Here is a 17,353-nt window from a genome sequence, read left to right on the forward strand (position 1 = left end):
CTGCTCGATTTTCGTTAACTGTCTTTCCCTTTAGCACTTGCTGTAGGGGTAGGCTTAGTTTTAGGCATAGCTTCGTTCGGGTTTTCGTTTGTCATTGGCGCGCTATCTAAGGCATTGAGCTGTGAAGCTGCCTCGTTGAGTATGTTGGCAAGTACAGAGCGATCAGCTTTGTCATGGGCAAGTTGGCTTGTTATGGACAGTAACTTGTCATTAAACTGTTCAGCCAATTGGGCTATTTCTTGAGATAACTGCTCATTGAACTGATGAGTGGCATTGGCCGCATTTTGCTTGATTTGCTCGCTTGTTTGCTGAGTTTGTTGCTCAAAATTAGACAAACGATCAGCGGTAGTATCGACAAAAGCTTGAATGTGATCTTGGCGTTCGTTATGCGCATGGTCGCTATCAAGTAGCTGATCATTAAGCAATTGAATCTGCCTCTCTGTTTCTTCGCGCAGGGTTTTAAGCTCTTGATTCACGTACAGGGTCAATTGTTCTATTTGGTTTGAAAGTGATTGTTCTATATTTGAAAAATGTGCTTTAAATTCACGTTTATCTTCACCAAATAAAATGTCTCTAAGTTGGCCTAGTTGGCCCAATTGATTAGCGATTTCAGGTGATTTTTGTTGGCCGTTCACGTCATGGGTTTGCTTTGCCATCGTTACCTCCGTTTACTTAAGCGCAATCCTTGAAATTATTTATCTAAAAACTGAACTGATTAACTCATTTTTACCATCAACTTTTCTGATGAAGTCTTAACTGGGTGGTTATTAACTAAAAGATATATCAGTGTTTTTTAAGTGTAGACCTAAATTTCAGATTCGGGGGGGCGTTGGCCTTCAAATAAGGTAAATTTATCCATAATTTAAGTAAGGTTTCTGTAGCTAAATGATGACACTAGGCAACTTGAACAGGGAGTCACTTTTTAACTGGTGAAAAATCAATGAGTAAGGTTAAACACCTGCGGTAATTACTGGTGCCACATTGAGCCTAGGCCATACAGCACCTACACTAAAGCTGAGCAAACAAGTTTGCTGCAAGTTACCCAGTTTCTAAAACAGCAGTATTGGACGGAGTCGTTTCGTTGTTTGAAGTTGTTGGGGAGCGTCTGCCAAATATTACAGGTATCTGTTACGAGTATCAGTTAGTGACATAAGGCAGCCCATTCAGAGTTTTTCTATCCATAAAGAATCCAGCAAGAGTGCTGGGTAACGTTGATTTTTATTGTCAGATTTTCAATCGTTAGTTTTCTATCTTCATTGATGAAAAGGACGTGTTATGGATATGTTAAGTGTTAACGGTCAATTAATCCCTTTAAGTTCAACCGATAGTGACTTGGCCTCAGGCTACCAAGGGCATTTTGTCAAAGTTTCTTATAGCCGTGAAATTGCCGGACAAGCGGTGTTTAGCAAAGACAGGATTGATGTTAGTGCCAATGGTGAGTTTCGTTTTTTTGTCCCGCCAGCAAACCTCGTAGTTGATGAAGCCGTCACCCTTGAAGTTTACGCCCCCAATGGCGAGTTACTCGCCAAGCTCTATGTGAGCCATGGCAGTTTAAACGCCGCTAATATCAATATGATCTCGGCTGACAATAGCCAGCCATTTGAAATTAAAGTGAATCCTAAACTCGTTTCAGTGGGGGATATTAGCCCTATTGCCGAGCAAGTCATCAAAGTAAAAGGGCGGGTGGTTGATGTTTCTGGTGCTGGTAAAAACGTTGGTTTGCAAGTGCTGATTTTTACCTCACAAGGCAGTGAAACCGCGTTTAGCATGGAATCTTTTACCGCTATCGCCGCCGCGAAAACCGATAAAAGCGGCTATTTTTATTGCTCCGTTGCCAATCAAGTAGCAAGCAGTGCCTACGGGGTAATTGCTGGTATGGAACAAGAGCCGATAGTTATTCCGCTTGATGAGAATCGCATCCCCGCTAATGTCATTTTAGTTGCTGATCTTTCCGCTTTAGATGATGAAAAAGGCTGCGGCTGTGATACGGAAGTGGAAAGTCAGCCAGATAATGCCGATCTGGTAAATTCCAGTGCATTTTCACAAGATGTGGGTGGCAAGTGTATCGACTTTACTGTGCCTAATCGTACGCTGGAAGAGTTTAGTTTTTACCAAACGGTGCGAACCACAGAGCCAGAAATTCGCGGTTTGACCATTACCGCCAGTGAAACCGATAAGGTCAGAAAGCAGTTAGAGCTTCATTCAGATCTTGCCTTTGGTGTCGTTGCAAAGCTTAAATCTTCATTTAGCTCAATGTCATTACTTAACTTTGCAGTGCAAGAAGATAGTGGTGCGGCTAAGCCTGCTCAGCCCATTAATGATAACGGTGGAGTAAAGATTGAAGGCGACAGCAAGGGCAACGGCGCTAAAGCAGAAATTGCCAACCAAATGGCGCAGCGGATATCGAAAATTCCGGCTTACACGCGCCGAAATTATGTGCTTAATTTGGATATTGGCCAGCGGGCGCCACTGGTGTTAAACAGTGTGGATATTACCGCGCCAGATATGCGCTTTGACTATCAAGATATTATCCAGCTGATTATTGCCCAGAATAAGCGCAAGCAAAAACTCAAAGAGCTGGAAATGAAATTGGCGGCTGCCTATTGCGGTAAAAATGGCGTACAGGAAGAGCAATCCTTCTGTGAAAAGTTAGCTGCCCACAATGCTATTGAAAGTGACAAAATAAATGCCCTACTGGCAGAGCTTGTGAAAAATGTGCAGCAAGTCAGGCTTGATGGCGACACCATGAGACACCTGCACAAAGTGCTGGTAGATATTGAAGCGCTTGCCAATGGCAATCAAGTGGATAGTAAGCAAATCAAACAAGTTGCTGCCCAGTTAGACAAAGTAATTGTACTGGTTGAAAAGCAAGCCACAGATACAGACAGTAAAGAAATTTTGCTAGCAAACTTGCGCCGAATGGCGGTTGAATTAGCCAATAACCTCAGTAATCAAAACCTGCCGTTCGAACCTTGCCCAATAAAGCCAGTGCGAGAAACCATGGGCATTATTTGCCTAATGCAAAAGTATCAAGAAATTCGCAATTTATTGGCGAATACTCGCATCTTATCGCTGCCAGAAATTCTTGAGATTAAAGAATATTATCAAGTGTTTGTCGATAGTATCGCGGGCTTTGTCCGCTTACTTGATGAGTACTACCATTTCTATAATTCTGGCGTTAGCTTTGGCATGGAGTTAATCGATCGTTACTTTTATGAAAACTACGAAGAAATTAAATCTACCCTGACGCATTTGCTGCGTGAAATTCAAACCAGCCAACGCTATGTATTGGCGTTAGAGCGTGCCTATATTCGCAATCACCCGGGACGTCAGGAATTGACGGTAGAAACTAGCATTGACTGGGACGAAACCCCCACCATTTATGAAAATACCACCATCGCCCATGGTCATATTCTGCATTTTAAACAGCAATGGAAAGCGGATGGCTATTCATTAGGGGACTTACTTTATAGCTTGCCATTGGCGCCATGTCAGGAAAAACGCATTTCGATTTTAGATTGGGACAGAACTGAGCAAGCGGGTCGCGATGAGTCGACCGTTGCGACCGAAAGTTTAACCGCCAATATTGAGCGCGATCGAGATATCACCGAAATTATGAGTGCCAACCTCAATGAAAATATGCAGGCATCATCGTCTAACCGCACTAAGTCTAGCTCTGGTGGCATTGGCGGTGGTATCGGCGGCTTTTTTAAAGGCATTGTCTTTGGCGTTGCCGGTGGTGTCGCCCATTCTGGCGCAAATTCCAGTTCAAGTGCCTCGCAGTCATCATCGCGAAACTTAGCTTCTAGCGCGCTAAATCGCTTGCAAGATAGCACCTCACAATCGGCATCAAGCCTGAGAAGTCAGCGTAATACTGTCGTCCAAACGGTTGGCCAACAAGAGGATGTGCGGGCGCAAACTGAGGTCGTGAAAAACAACAATCATTGCCATGCCATGACAGTGGAATATTTCGAAGTACTTAAACACTATGCAGTTGAGCAGAACTTGGTGGATGTGCAGGAATGTCTATTCGTCCCTATGCCAATGAGTCATTTTGATCATCAAAAGGTGCTGCGCTGGCGCCATACTTTACAGCGTTTTATGTATGGCCGAAAATTGTTAAAAGGCTTTGATGCCATCGAGCGTATTGAAACTAACTATGTTAATGCCGACTTGCCAACTGGCAGCCATGCCGACGAAGTAATCCAAGCGTTTTCTGGCTATATGACCATGTCGTTTGAGTTAGCACGGCCGTTCACCCCCGCCATCGACACCGCGCTAAAAATGGAAGAGTACGATCTAACCATCGACTTCCCTTGGTTTAACAAGAAAATGACCATCAGTTTAGAGCGCCCAGTACCACTGACGGATCAAGAAAAAGATGCGATTTTTGAAGAGCAGTACGTGCCTGATATTGTTCGTCAGTTTGTCGATACCTTGTCGGTTTATGCGGTGAGCGAGGTTGGCAGCCTGCAATTGCTCAATGTTGATTTAACCTTGCTGTCGACCTACCGCAAAGGTGTGCCATTGCGCATCGGCTTTGCCAGCGCTGGTACCGGAACAGTAACGCGTCGGCAAATTCAGCATTTGGTGGTGGCGGCCAGTACGTCAGTCAAATCAACATCAAAAATCATTCTGCGCTCTATGGATTTAGGCTATCAAACCAAATATATGCGAGATTACATCACCCGTAATAACCGTATTAATAATGATATTTTGTTTAACCAAGGGCCATTGGGGCCATTTGTACCGCCTTATATTGCTGAACTGCTGAATATGGGGCCAACTTCAGATGCCGCACAGCTTTATACGCCGCTTAATAATCGCGAATTATCGAATCCGCGCAAAGAAGATCAAGACGCCGCCAGTGCCTTAGTTCAGTTTTTAAATGAACATATGGAGCTGGCCCATAAGGTGATTTGGAGTAATATCGATGCCAGTCGCCTATTTGGTTTGCTTGATGGTTACCTTGCGCCAAATAGCAGTGGTCGTAGTGTCGCCAGTGTGGTGGAAAATAAAGTGATGGGCATTGTCGGCAATAACTTAGTGCTGAAAGTGATCCCTGGTGAACGGCTCGACCCAGTATTTCGCGGCGTACAAGATTTACTGGCTTATTATCAACCCACCACACCAATCGACCCATACCGCATTAGCGTACCAACCAAAGGTGTTTACGCTGAATCAGTGATGGGGCAATGCAATAGCTGTGAAACTATCGATGAAAGCCGTCATTGGCGCTTTGACGAAGTGCCTTGCTGTGGTGATGCACCTGAAATTGGTGCGCTCGATACCGGTAGCCGCCGCGCTGAGCCGGGTAATTTACAAGCGAAAGACTTGCCAGAAAACCTGATCAATATTCAAACGGCCGCTGCTGCACCTGCACCCACCAGCTTAGCAGATGCCTACAAACTGCTCGGCCAAGGAGATGTGTTTAGCGATATTACTGGCCTTGAAGGTACCCAGAAAAATGCGTTGGGTGCACTGAATACAACCGCAAAACAGGCTACCGATATGGCTTCTATTTCGAAAGACTTTGCCAGCTTGTCAGTGATGGCGAATCAAAAACGCGATGGGGCAAAACAAATCGATCAGATCAAAAAGCTGCATAAAGAAGGCTACTTAAACGATGCCGATGCGACAGAGCAAATTAAAGAAGTGCTTAAATCCTTTAATGCGGCAGCGAAAAATGTGACCCAAAGTAAAGATGAAGGCAAGGAGTCGGCTGCTGATAAAATAGCTAAGAAAGTGGTGGAAACAGGCTTAAATAAAGGCAACAAAGACGTTGAATATAAGAAAACTAAAGCTGATGGTGAAAGCGAGTCTATTAAAGTAACCAAGTGCGAGAAGAATGGGGGCAGTGGAAATAATACCGACGGTGATGGCAATAGCGGTGATAGTAATGGTGATGGAGGTAACAGTAACTAATTCTCGTTAAAAGCGACGGCTATTGTTATGCGAGTTTAATTTGAATCCCCCAAATACATCACTTATTGCTATCTTTATTGCTACTTTGGGCTAGCTCAATTTAGCAAGTTCATTTGTGCCAGTGATAAGTGACGTAATCTTAAGTCTCACAAACTTTGTATAGCCAGCTGTAATGTTATCGGCTATGCCCGCTTACCTGCGCTATTGGTTTACCTAATTGCTCCGCTGGCAAAGTCAGTTCTAAGTTATTAGAGCTAAGTTTATTTAGGTAATTGCTTAATACTTGCCACGCCATAAGGCCGCAAATAAGGTTACCTAAGCAAGCGCCGATAAATACGCCGGTTAAGCCATAAAGCTCAGCACCTAGCCATACCATTGGTAGGTAGCAAATAAATAATCGAACAATGGAAATTAGTAAGCCAGTTCGCGGCAGTCCAATGGCATTGCACACTGAGATGCTTATCATGCAAACACCGAGCGGGCCATAGCTAATTGGCACCATCATTAGGTATTGCTGAACAATAGCTTGTACCCCTTGCTCATGAGTGAGTACCTGTACAAATAGATCGGCGCTGAGCCAAATCAGCAACGCAAATGCACATTGAACAGTTACAACAAAGATTAGTGCGGTTTTTACCAGTGATTTGATATCGCGATAGTTCTTCTCACCTTTTAATCGACCGACCATTTGCGGTAGTGCCATGGTTAGCGCTAAGACCAGAATAATTAGAATATACTCTAAGCGATTCGCTAATCCCCAAGCGCCGATTGCTGAATTACCATAGCCAGCAATAATCATAGTGACAAATATTGCTGATAGCGGCGGTAAAAACTGGCTCAGCATCGCGGGCAGTGTTGTTTGCGTGATGGCTTTTACACCTTTTCGAATGACTTGAGTATTTACCGGCGACATTAAAAAATAGTTGGCGAGAATACTTCTAAAAATTACGATAAGGCCGACACCAAAAGCGATACAAGTCGCCCAAGCAGCACCAGCTAAATTCAGATCAAGGTAAAAGATCAGTACAGGGTCGAGTATTAAGTTGATAATGCTACTTAGCACCATCACTTTTCCGGGAATCAGTGCTTGGCCAAAAGAGCGGCAAATGCAGTAGCCTAAATGCAATAACGCGCCAAGCCAGCAGCTGAATAACCAAGGTAACCAGTAACTGCGTAGCAATGGATAAAGGGAGCTATCAGCGCCGAGTAGGCTGGCAATTGTTTCTTGATAGTACCAAAGCAGGGCACATACGATGGTGACCAGTACACTGCCTAGCCCCAAAACAATCGCTCCTAACTGGCGCGCATAGTTTGTTTTACCCGCGCCTAATGCCGCAGACGCACAAGCGGTTGTCGCAATACCTATCCCTACTTGCAAGCCAATAATCAGTTGATAAACAGGCAATGAATAACCAACCACCGCTAACGGCTGCTCACCTAGTTGACCAATAAATGCATTATCGATTAATTGATTACCCATAATCGCAAGCAAGCCCACTAGCATAGGCAGTGTTTGTTGCAGCAAGGCTTTAAATTGAGAAGAGGGCTGTGATATGCGAAACAAAATCATGGGCACCTAAGTACATAAAAGGTGTAGTACCGATTCAAATACTGAATAAAAAGGGAGAAAGAGAGCCGCTAATAGATAGGCTCTCTTTGTGTGTTGGTTTATTAGCGCTTATCTGCGTTTAACCATACATTTAGCCATACGTTAGACAGTAACCACCACTTTACCGATTGCTTGACCACTGGCTAAGCGATCGTGGGCTTTACCGACTTGTTCAAGGGTAAATTCTTCTTTGTCTACGATTGGTGTTAGCTTGCCTGCATCAGCAATTTCAGCCAATTTCGCTAAAATCTCACCGTGTTCTTCACGTTTGTGGTTATGTAGCATTGGAATTAACATAAAGACCACGTGCAATGATAAGCCTTTAAAGTGAGCTAGAGTAAGGTCTAACTCAACCATAGAAACGGTAGTGGCAACATTGGCATTTAATGCCGCTGCTTCAAACGAGTTAATCAGGTTACCTGCACCGACTGAATCGAACACGGCATCAAAACCAGCGCCGTTGGTGTATTTGCTAACATAGTCAGCAACGCTTTCAGTTTTATAGTTGATCGCGGTTGCGCCTAGCTTTTCAATCAGTGCTTGTTGCGATTGTTCGCCACCCGTTGCGTAGACATCACCACCGAAATAGTTGGCAAGCTGTACGGCAATATGACCAACACCACCAGCGCCGCCGTGCACTAATACTTTTTGACCTTGGCTAACACCAGCGCGAACTAAGCCTTCATAAGCGGTAATACCAACCAGTGGAATTGCTGCCGCTTCACGCATTGAAAGTGATTTTGGCTTGTGTGCGATAAGCTTAGCGTCGGCTAGCATAAATTCAGCTAATGCACCTTGTAGGTCGGCTAAACCGCCAGCACAACCATATACTTCATCACCAACAGCAAAGCCTGTTACACCTTCACCAACAGAGTCGATAATACCGGCAAAATCCATCCCTAATACACCAGGTAGTGCTGGCGATAATGGCGCTAAATCTTCACCCATTTGGCGAATCATAGTGTCAACGGTATTAACGCTGGTCGCTTTAACCTTTACCACAACGTGGCCAGCGGTTGCTTCAGGCTTTGCGAGCTCCGTCGCCGTAAATACATCACTACCGCCAAATTCGTTAATTACCATGGCCTTCATTTGGGTTGTCTTTGGTGCTGTCATTTTGTATTGCCTCTAGTCAGTGCTTCTGTTGTGAACAATGTCAGCCGCGAAGTGGCTGTTTCGATTAAGTGAGGAAATTATATTTGCAGAATCAAAACTTGATAATAGACTCTGCTATGCAATCTGTTTTAAGGTTTATTTAATAATTGGTGTTGATAGCGAGTGATGAATAATGAACAACGATCACCTCAGACTTTTTGTCCGTGTTGCCGCATTGCACAATATTAGTAAAGCAGGCAGTGAACTAAACCTTTCGCCACCTGTGGCAAGCATGCATATTAATAAGCTGGAAGAGTCGCTCGGGGTAAAGTTAATTCACCGCACGACCCGCAAAGTCTCGTTAACAGAAGAGGGACGCGAGTTCTTACCCCATGCGGAAGAAGTGCTTAACGCAGTTGATAGTGCTAAGGCATCGGTTGGTGCTGGCAGCTTTACTCCTCAAGGCACGATTCGTGTGACCGCGCCGTCATCCTTTGGGCGTATGCATATCGTGCCTGCGTTAAAAGCGTTTGTGAAAGCGCACCCTGAGCTGAAAGTCGATCTAAGGCAAAGTGATAGCATTGTTGATATGGTGGAGGGCGGTTTTGATATTGCCATTCGTAACGCTGCGTTGAATGATTCAACCTTAGTTGCCAGAAAGCTTGCCGCTGATAGACGCATTATTTGTGCATCGCCTGACTATATTGAAAAGTATGGTGAACCGAGCACGCCTGCCGATTTGCTCAATCACGAGTGTATTAACCTGATTGGTATCGACCACTGGGATTTTCAAACTCCCAATGGCATTGAAAAAATCAAAGTAAAGGGGGCGATTCGCATTGATAATGGCGAGTCGATTCGCGACGCCTGTATTGATGGTGCGGGATTGACCATTACCTCGATTTGGTGTGCCTATAAAGCACTAGCAAAAGGTGAGTTAGTACAAGTATTGAAAGACTACCCACTAAGCTCCGATACCGCCATTTGGGCGGTTTACCCAAGCTCTCGATTACTGGCACCTAAAGTACGCGCCTTTATTGACTTCTTTATTGAGTACTATGGTGAGGTACCTTACTGGGAACATACTGATAACCAAAACTAGCGATAAACATAGGCAAATAGATTAGGTATTTTGAGTACTCAAAGAAGTCTATTGGTATACATTCCAAACCAGTAAACGAGAAAACTAGGGCTTATAATTCTCATCGTCATGATCTAAGACCTTGGAAATAAAGTGTTTGAGATTTGCTTTTTGATAAGGCTCCATGTTCAAGCCAATGAAGGTTAAAGAAAATATTAATAAAAACATAGATATTAGAGCTGGTTTTTTAAGCAAATAAACAGCTCGTTTTAACTTGTCTTGGAGTTTAACTCCCCATGTTTTTAGCGAAAAGGAACGTTTAAACAGTTGCTTAATATAGTTAGCGGCGCCTTGTTGTTTATATAAGTCCCTAAACAGCCCAATCATTAGGCATAAAATCACTAGCGGTAAAAGCGCTATGGTCAGGTTAATAAGCAGCGTGATAGCTGCTGGCAAGTTTTCACTAAACAGCGCTAACCTCACGGAGTGAACCCAGTCAAGGTTAGGAAGTTTGGTAAAAAGCATAAATAGCATAACCAGACAAGCAGGTAGAAAAACGACCAGAGCAAGTTGAATCGCTTGGTCGCTTAGCTTAAATAAAGTTGGCTTAACTGGCTTATTAGGCGACACTTTATCTACATTTAAATCTGACGTTTCTAGATCAGTTTTAGCATCTACTTGAAGCGATTCTGGAGTCAATTCAAATACTGCTGCAAATGCTTTTACAGATTCAAGCGAAGCGGTACCGCTTTTTTCTATTCGTTGCACGGTTCTCAAGCTTAAGCCAGTCAACTCAGCTAATTCACTTTGACTCCAGGCACGCTTTTTTCTTTGTTCTTTTAATAATTTACTGCTTATCTTCATGTCCATAAATCGATACCTTGCAAGGATAGTTAAAGATATCATTCTGGCGCTTTTTACGCCTAGGAAAAACGTCACGGTAGTGTTATCAATGCGACATCAATATGACATTGATTGAAAAATAAGCGAGTTGAGCCGGCAATTTAAGCTTTTTTGTCAATGATTGGCTGGCGATTACCTTGATGCTTTATAAAAGCGCCTGCTTTCTTGTCTTGCCTCTAAAATAAGGCTCCCAAGCAAACCTCCATTTCAGCCGCTGATATTAACACTGGATTAGCTAAGAATTATTATTAACAAAAAACAAATACTGTCTTCTTATGCTGATTATTTATTCATTAACTGCAATGTAATAAATTTGCCGCCATCAATTTTTCACTTATTTTTTACGGCTTTCTCATGTTGAAGCCGTTGCAGCAATTACCTAACAGAAAGTGCTTAATAGCATTTGCTTTTAGGTAATCGATTTGGAGGCAGTAATGAATAACTCAGCAGTTTCTACAAAATTATCTACGTCGAGCATATCTACGTCGAGTTTAGCAAAGGCGAGGGCATTAGCATTGCCATCACGTGATGCCATGTTAGCACGAGCGCCTTCGGTACAAGCGTTTTGGGATGATAACCGCGAATTATTGGCGAGTGCTTGGCAGGAATGGGAGCAAAGTGAGCAAACCTTGCAGCCGCTTACCGAGCTACTACTTGATAGCAAACTACAAGCTGCAGTTGAACAAGCGTGGCAAAATCCAATCACCGAATCAGAGGTGAAAAATTTATGGCAAGAAGTGGCACCGGGTGTTTACACCACGCAATTTTTTGACCCAGAAAGACTTGCAGATTTGCGCGATTATCTGGCTAAAGCTGCGGATTCTGGCATTCCTGTTAGGCCGCCTTATGGTATCGCACTTAATCGCTTTGGCGCGATGTTGGATGAGCGTTCAGAAGGCTACTTGGCGGCCCCTAGTTTTCAAGCGTTTTACCAGACCTTGATGGATCGCTACATGCGCCCAGTTGCTCGGATGCTATTTCCTGATATTACCGGCTACGATACGCAAACCTTTGGTTTTTCAATTGATTATCAGACCGGCGTCGACACTTCGTTACGCCTGCATACTGACGCGTCAGCGGCTACATTAAATATCAATATGAACTTGCCGGGTGAGGAGTTTACTGGCTCTGAGGTAGATTTCTATGATCGTCAAACGGGTGCTATTAAACGCTTATCGTTTGCGCCTGGTACAGCCATGATTCATCGTGGCAGTGTTGCTCACGCTGCGCAGCCGATTACCTCTGGCGAGCGTTCAAACCTTGTTTTTTGGTTGTATGGCGACCGTATGCAGATACCGAGAAATATAACGCCAATTGAAGGCTTAACGGCAGCAGAGCGCTGGACAGTGCCAAATGCGGTCAAAGATACATTCGCACCGTTTTAACCGTGCTTTAGCTTAAAAAAACATTGTTAACACAAAGTTTACACTCAATAACGGTATTTTGATGATTAACTTATTATCCTTGCCAACATTGTTAATTCCTCGCTGTTTTGAGCAAAGCACTTAAGCACATTGGCACAGTAGTACTCAGCAAAAAGACGTAATTTCTAGTCTAGTAAATTAGTAGCTTCAGTAAATGAGTAGTTTAGTAAGAGTAGTTTAGTAAGAGTAGGGTGAATACATGAAAAATAGTAAACGTTTAACGCTTCCATCAATATTTCTTGCAGCGAGTATTATCAGCCCTGTAATGAGCCCTCTGAGCTTTGCCGATACGCTGACCGGCCAAACAGTAAGTATAGGTGTGTCTAACTGGGGAATATTCGACTCTACTACAACGGAAGCGTTCTTTGTTCAGTATGACTACCATACGCTTCCTACGATATATAACGTAAAACCAACATTTATGTTTATGTCGGATGTTGATGGCAACCAATATTATGCGGTTGGCGCTAATCGTTATTGGCAAGTGATGCCCAATGTTACCGCGGGGTTTGGCTTTTCTGCTGGGTATTTAAAGCATACTGAAGCGCTAGGCGACAATATTGAGTTTTACAGCCGTTTTATAGCTCGCTATCACTTTAATGAAGATCAAGCTGTTAAGTTCGAATTCGGCCATATTTCTAATGCGGGCTTTGGCGATATCAACCCTGGCTCTGAAAATGTGGCACTAAGTTATGAGTGGAGCTTTTAGGCTTAATACTTTTATCACAGTCATTGCTCAAGAAGGCAGATAGGCAACTATCTGCCTTTTTAGTTACAACTCAACTCCTTTAACCTGTATCTATCGCGTTTAGTAACTAACAAACCTCTTATTAATCAAATTCTTGATATAAGGTTACTCGAATGTTCAGCCTTAAGATTTATATGTTTTTCCTCAGTTGATTCAATGCCTATAGGCACTAAAAGGTAACTAGGGCATGTTTTTGTGCGTTCTTGTTTCTTAAGTTTCTTTTGTTTATGTTGGTATACATAAGTAACTATTAAGCTTAAATATCTAAAGAGGAAAAACTTATGTGGAAAGTAATAACATCACTAGCATTTGTTGTATTAACTAATGTGGCAACCGCCAACGCTGCGAAGCAACCTATTATTGACTTGGCATCTTTGCAAAAATCCAATTGGACAGCACAAGAACTTGAGAATGCAGAGGTGATCACGGATTTTGTGCAAAACTTAATGAACAACCACAATTTCGATTATGTTTTAGAGCGCTACAACGACAGCGCTTACACACAGCACAATCGTAACTTGCCGGATAAGGTCACTGGCCTAGTCAGCTTTTTACAAGAATTTGTTGAAGACTACCCAGACTATAGCTATGACGTGAAACACATCTATGTTGATGGTGACTATGTGATATTTCACTCGCATGCCACGCTGAAAAAAGAACATCGCGGTAATGATGAAAAAGGCATGAATATTATTGATACATGGCGTTTAGAGAACGGCAGAATTGTGGAGCATTGGGACTCAATTCAAGCGTTGGATGGTTTTATGCGATTTTACTCGTTAATTAGTGGCGGCAATATTCGCAATGAAAACGGTGTGTTTTAGTTGCCTTAGTTAGTTAAATCTGGGCTAGTAAAATCTGAGCTAGTTAAATCTGGATTAGCTTAATAATGCAGTTAGCCAAATAGTGCAGGGGGGATAACACAGCACTATTTGGCGTGTACTCTCAGTACTATTTAGCGAGCGCTTAGAGTACTATTAGCTAGTTAATATCTTGCACCTTCATCACTAACTCTTCCCAATTGCGTTGGTTTTCCATCTCATGCTCCAAGCCTTGCTCGTCGGCAATGGTAAAACGCTTAATTGCAGGAGTTTTACTGGTGGCTTGGTAAAGCCAGTAAGCTTCAGCTTTAAGCGCCTCATCAATAGGCTTGTCGATTGATTCATACACCATTTGCTTACACGCATTAATGGATTCGGCTGGGAATTTAGCGATGCGCTGCGCTAATTTATCGACATAAGGGCCAATTTCATCTGGCTCTAATGCCTTGTTAATAGTGCCATAGGCTTCAGCTTCATCAGCATCAAAATCGCGAGCGCTGAGGATAATTTCCAGTGCGCGACCTAATCCTGCTTGACGTGCCATACGTGAAGCACCGCCACCACACGGCAGAATGCCCATGCCTACTTCCATTTGCATAAACTTAAATTTACCGCGCGCGGCAAAACGCATATCTAGTGCCAGTGCCAGTTCATGACCGCCACCACGGGCGAAGCCTTCAAGCTTGGCAATCGTTGCCTGTGGTACTTTGCTAATGCGCTCACAAACTGATTGCAGGTCAAGTAGCTGGGCATCTTCTCGTGATACCGCTTCTTCTGACATATCCTTGAGCAGCTCAGTATCGTAGTGACAAACCCAAATTTCAGGGTTTGCGGATTGGAAAACAACCACTTTGGTGTCGCGGTCGCGCTCAAGTCGCATAGCTAGGCTGTTAAGATCCGCCAGCATTTCTTGGCCTTGCACGTTAACGGTACCAAAATCAAAAGTGACCGTTAAAATGCCATCTTGCTGATCTGTCGTGAATGTCTGAAAACCTTGATATTTCATAATAAACTCTCTAGTTAGTGGGTTCTTTAGTAACGCATAGCTTGGTTGACTTATCGCCAATCAAGCTGTGTTTCTATACTAGGATGTTTATTTAAAATTTATTATTGGTTACATAATGCAATCTGTTTTGCATTTTTTTTAATAATAGTTGGTGGCGAAAGTTTGCTTTTTCTTATCTCGCTTTTCTTACTCGTTTTCGACTAGTTTTTCGTTTGTTCTTTGTTTGTTTTTTGTTCGGCTTTTCGTTCCGTTTTTTGTTTAGCTATGGCACTCAGCAGCCAAGCTTGTAAAAAAATAACCAGTGCTAGTTGGCAAGTCCAAACTACATAGCTAATACCTTTTCGCTCTACCAGTGATATCGAAAGCGCCATTAACAGCCAACCACCCACTTTAAGTAGCTTTTCTTTATTTTCATGTAAGCGCCCGTCAAAGCATGCTTTGTAATGTTTTTGCATCGCTAACGATAGGCAAACAATGGCGAAGAGTAGGGCGATAACACTTAAAATATTAGTCATGCTTTATCTCCTTGCCTCTTTTAATGGTGGAAGTGATGGAGCTGAGGTGGATGATGGCTTGGCTATCGTTTTCTTCAGTGCCGTAAAAAAGTAACCACAAGTCAGCAGCAGCCAAAAGTTAATGGTGGCTTTGGCTAGGTCAAAGGAATGGTCAAAGGAGTTGTCAAAGGAATAGGCAAGGACGTTTTCCTTACTCAATGAAAACACACTCATTAGATTGGAGGAGCCCAGCTCAATCGCCAATAGGGTTGAGAAGGTAATGAAATTCAGCAGCAGTAAGCATTTTTTACCTTGCTTAACCGCCTGTAGCCAAGACAATAAAACCGCGACTAGCCAAGTGATAAAAAAAACTTTGGTATCAATACCTGACAAACTGCCTAACGAGTTAAAAGTACCCTTGGAGCTAGCAGCAAGTATTAATTTACTGCATAAAAAATACATGCCAACGGCAAGTGATAAGCCATAAAACATACCGTTATTCGTTTTTTCTACGAATACATAACTCGCCTTGGCTTGATTAACTTGATTCGCTTGAATAGCTTGCTTTCCTTGCTTTCCTTGCTTGGCTTGGCGTTTTTGCAGCCAAATCACCATACCTGTGGCAATGAGCACAGTTGCCATCATCCCTAAGATAAATAATGTCGCTCTAAGTGCAGGCGGCGCAAAGTGTGCTTCGTGCAAACCGTAAAAAATGCGCCTTACCATGCGCGGTGTTCGCTCTGCTTCAATCTCTGGCAGTAGCTCACCACTGCGCGCCAAAGCATAAGTTTCAGCTTTGTTCGATAACAGCTCATGTTTTGCTTTTGCAAAGACAAGCTGGGCGTTGTTATCCATAGGGTTACTGATAGTTAAGCCCTCAAGCGTGTACTTCGTTTCCCAGTGCTGGCCGAGTAATTCATTCAGTTGTGATTGATAGCTCTTAATTTCAATTGGCTCATCGGCAATTTGTTTGGCTGGCTGAAGCGGTTTGTGGCTTGTAGAAACCTGCTTATCGAGCGCGCGATAGCTATCGAAGTAATGGCCAATGGCAAACGGTTGATACATGCTGATGTAAATCAGCATCACGCTAGCGCAAATAACAAAGCAAAACGGAATGGTGACTACGCCAAGCATTGCGTGTAAGTCGATGGTGAATTTTTTCGGCTCGTTGCGACGAATGGTGAAAAAGTCTTTAAAAAATCGTCTATGCGTATAGATCCCAGTAAAGAGTGCAATTAGCATCGCCATTGCCGCAGCACCTGTTACGTAGCGACCGCCCCATTGCCTAAGTGATAGTGTGTAATGGAAGGTGCGAAAAAAGTTACCGCCTTGAATTTGTTGGCGATCGGTAAACTCCAGCGTAACAGGGTCAATCTCGCGCGAAACGCGTTTGGCTCTTTTGCCATTCGGCTCGGCATTAACCTCGCGATACGATACGCGATAGCCGCTGCCGCGTTCGTCGGGTAGGCTGATTTGCCAGCGTTTAGTGTTGGTTGCCTCGACGTGAAGTTTACTTAAGGCATTGTCGAGTAACACTTGTTGTGAATGAGGCGAGTGTTTGCCATTGGTCAGCCAGTGGGTAATTTCGTGATTGTAATAGCTAAGGGTGCCTGTGAGGAAGATTACAAATAGTAGCCAACCAGCTAGCAGGCCAACGTAAGTGTGCAGCCAAATCATTGATTTTCGAAAAGTCGTTTTCATCTTATTTACCTGCTGTAGCGCTAGCTGTTTTGGTATTAGTTGCTTTGGTGTTAGTTGCTTTGGGTTTAGTTAACGGCGCTATTGTTTTGGTTGGTGTTTGCACTGGTTTGGCTTTGTTCTCAGTGTTCGATGAGACGGTTTTTGGTGCCCCCGTGTTTGGTGACCCCGTGTTTGATGAGTTAGGACTCGACGAATTAGCTAACTCGCTAACAAAAGCAAAATGAATCGCTAAACACAGCACACCGCTAACCAGTAAACCTAGATATAAACGCTTGAGTGAGCTCACCGAAAAAGCACAAATAAACACCGCGAAAAACACCACATATGACCACATAGTTGCAGCATAAACGGCATCGGTGACTAAACTGCCAAGCAGCTTGATAAATAAGGGGACCATCGCCAAACTGCTGGCAACGGCCAATGCGTAAGCGCCAAGTGTGGCAGCGAGTAAGCGAAGTGTAATAGTGAGAGTATTTGACATAGTAAAAACTGAAAAAAGCCAGTGGCGAGCACTGGCTTTATGGTTTGTATAAACGTCGACTAAAA

Annotated in this window: 13 protein-coding genes; 5 read left to right on the forward strand and 8 right to left on the reverse strand. The window is 43.4% G+C overall.

Translation table 11 applies throughout. The features are described from left to right. Positions 1-14: 14 nt before the first annotated feature. Positions 15-656, reverse strand: coding sequence for a hypothetical protein (locus tag DXX92_RS04450; protein WP_115999344.1), 642 nt, complete (start codon positions 654-656; stop codon positions 15-17). A 619-nt stretch (positions 657-1,275) separates the two neighbouring features. On the opposite strand from DXX92_RS04450, the gene DXX92_RS04455 reads away from it, so the two are divergent. After that, positions 1,276-5,925, forward strand: a complete 4,650-nt coding sequence (locus DXX92_RS04455) for a hypothetical protein (RefSeq protein WP_115999345.1) — start codon at positions 1,276-1,278, stop codon at positions 5,923-5,925. 175 nt (positions 5,926-6,100) lie between these two features. Here the strand turns inward: DXX92_RS04455 and DXX92_RS04460 are convergent, their stop codons facing one another. Both DXX92_RS04460 and DXX92_RS04465 read right to left on the reverse strand, forming a co-directional pair. Further along, positions 6,101-7,495, reverse strand: a complete 1,395-nt coding sequence (locus DXX92_RS04460; RefSeq protein ID WP_245961396.1) for an MATE family efflux transporter — start codon at positions 7,493-7,495, stop codon at positions 6,101-6,103. A gap of 141 nt (positions 7,496-7,636) precedes the next feature. Beyond that, positions 7,637-8,626, reverse strand: a complete 990-nt coding sequence (locus tag DXX92_RS04465) for a zinc-dependent alcohol dehydrogenase family protein (protein WP_116002295.1) — start codon at positions 8,624-8,626, stop codon at positions 7,637-7,639. Positions 8,627-8,822: 196 nt separating this feature from the next. Here DXX92_RS04465 and DXX92_RS04470 point away from each other — a divergent pair, with 196 nt between their 5' ends. Next, entirely contained in the window at positions 8,823-9,731 is a 909-nt protein-coding gene (locus tag DXX92_RS04470; protein ID WP_115999346.1) for a LysR family transcriptional regulator, read from the forward strand. A gap of 84 nt (positions 9,732-9,815) precedes the next feature. Here the strand turns inward: DXX92_RS04470 and DXX92_RS04475 are convergent, their stop codons facing one another. Then, the gene (locus DXX92_RS04475; RefSeq protein ID WP_115999347.1) at positions 9,816-10,580 is read right to left on the reverse strand and encodes a helix-turn-helix transcriptional regulator; all 765 of its coding nucleotides are present in this window, start codon (positions 10,578-10,580) and stop codon (positions 9,816-9,818) included. A 509-nt stretch (positions 10,581-11,089) separates the two neighbouring features. Between DXX92_RS04475 and DXX92_RS04480 the strand changes: the two genes are divergently transcribed. The 3 genes from DXX92_RS04480 to DXX92_RS04490 all read left to right on the forward strand — a co-directional run bounded on the left by DXX92_RS04480 (position 11,090) and on the right by DXX92_RS04490 (position 13,609). Further along, positions 11,090-11,998 (forward strand): 2OG-Fe(II) oxygenase, encoded by a 909-nt coding sequence (locus tag DXX92_RS04480; RefSeq protein WP_181901797.1) that lies wholly within the window; start codon positions 11,090-11,092, stop codon positions 11,996-11,998. Between the two features lie 238 nt (positions 11,999-12,236). Continuing rightward, positions 12,237-12,746: an acyloxyacyl hydrolase gene (locus DXX92_RS04485; protein ID WP_115999349.1), complete on the forward strand. Its 510-nt coding sequence runs from the start codon at positions 12,237-12,239 to the stop codon at positions 12,744-12,746. A 320-nt stretch (positions 12,747-13,066) separates the two neighbouring features. Next, positions 13,067-13,609 (forward strand): nuclear transport factor 2 family protein, encoded by a 543-nt coding sequence (locus DXX92_RS04490; RefSeq protein ID WP_115999350.1) that lies wholly within the window; start codon positions 13,067-13,069, stop codon positions 13,607-13,609. A 157-nt stretch (positions 13,610-13,766) separates the two neighbouring features. On the opposite strand, the gene DXX92_RS04495 is transcribed toward DXX92_RS04490, so the two are convergent. The 4 genes from DXX92_RS04495 to DXX92_RS04510 all read right to left on the reverse strand — a co-directional run bounded on the left by DXX92_RS04495 (position 13,767) and on the right by DXX92_RS04510 (position 17,288). Continuing rightward, positions 13,767-14,612: an enoyl-CoA hydratase/isomerase family protein gene (locus DXX92_RS04495; protein WP_115999351.1), complete on the reverse strand. Its 846-nt coding sequence runs from the start codon at positions 14,610-14,612 to the stop codon at positions 13,767-13,769. A gap of 200 nt (positions 14,613-14,812) precedes the next feature. After that, positions 14,813-15,127, reverse strand: coding sequence for a DUF3325 domain-containing protein (locus tag DXX92_RS04500; protein WP_115999352.1), 315 nt, complete (start codon positions 15,125-15,127; stop codon positions 14,813-14,815). 3 nt (positions 15,128-15,130) lie between these two features. Next, positions 15,131-16,807: a PepSY-associated TM helix domain-containing protein gene (locus DXX92_RS04505; protein WP_115999353.1), complete on the reverse strand. Its 1,677-nt coding sequence runs from the start codon at positions 16,805-16,807 to the stop codon at positions 15,131-15,133. A gap of 1 nt (position 16,808) precedes the next feature. Then, complete coding sequence (locus DXX92_RS04510; RefSeq protein ID WP_115999354.1) at positions 16,809-17,288, reverse strand: hypothetical protein; 480 nt, start codon at positions 17,286-17,288, stop codon at positions 16,809-16,811. Positions 17,289-17,353 lie beyond the last annotated feature (65 nt).

Origin of the sequence: Thalassotalea euphylliae (genome assembly GCF_003390395.1) — a bacterium.
GTDB classification, from domain to species: Bacteria; Pseudomonadota; Gammaproteobacteria; order Enterobacterales; family Alteromonadaceae; genus Thalassotalea_F; species Thalassotalea_F euphylliae_C.

Coding starts and splice junctions, on each gene's coding strand:
- DXX92_RS04450 (WP_115999344.1), bottom strand. CDS start 656: ATGGCAAAGCAAACCCATGACGTGAACGGCCAACAAAAATCACCTGAA.
- DXX92_RS04455 (WP_115999345.1), top strand. CDS start 1,276: ATGGATATGTTAAGTGTTAACGGTCAATTAATCCCTTTAAGTTCAACC.
- DXX92_RS04460 (WP_245961396.1), bottom strand. CDS start 7,495: ATGATTTTGTTTCGCATATCACAGCCCTCTTCTCAATTTAAAGCCTTG.
- DXX92_RS04465 (WP_116002295.1), bottom strand. CDS start 8,626: ATGAAGGCCATGGTAATTAACGAATTTGGCGGTAGTGATGTATTTACG.
- DXX92_RS04470 (WP_115999346.1), top strand. CDS start 8,823: ATGAACAACGATCACCTCAGACTTTTTGTCCGTGTTGCCGCATTGCAC.
- DXX92_RS04475 (WP_115999347.1), bottom strand. CDS start 10,580: ATGGACATGAAGATAAGCAGTAAATTATTAAAAGAACAAAGAAAAAAG.
- DXX92_RS04485 (WP_115999349.1), top strand. CDS start 12,237: ATGAAAAATAGTAAACGTTTAACGCTTCCATCAATATTTCTTGCAGCG.
- DXX92_RS04490 (WP_115999350.1), top strand. CDS start 13,067: ATGTGGAAAGTAATAACATCACTAGCATTTGTTGTATTAACTAATGTG.
- DXX92_RS04495 (WP_115999351.1), bottom strand. CDS start 14,612: ATGAAATATCAAGGTTTTCAGACATTCACGACAGATCAGCAAGATGGC.
- DXX92_RS04500 (WP_115999352.1), bottom strand. CDS start 15,127: ATGACTAATATTTTAAGTGTTATCGCCCTACTCTTCGCCATTGTTTGC.
- DXX92_RS04505 (WP_115999353.1), bottom strand. CDS start 16,807: ATGAAAACGACTTTTCGAAAATCAATGATTTGGCTGCACACTTACGTT.
- DXX92_RS04510 (WP_115999354.1), bottom strand. CDS start 17,288: ATGTCAAATACTCTCACTATTACACTTCGCTTACTCGCTGCCACACTT.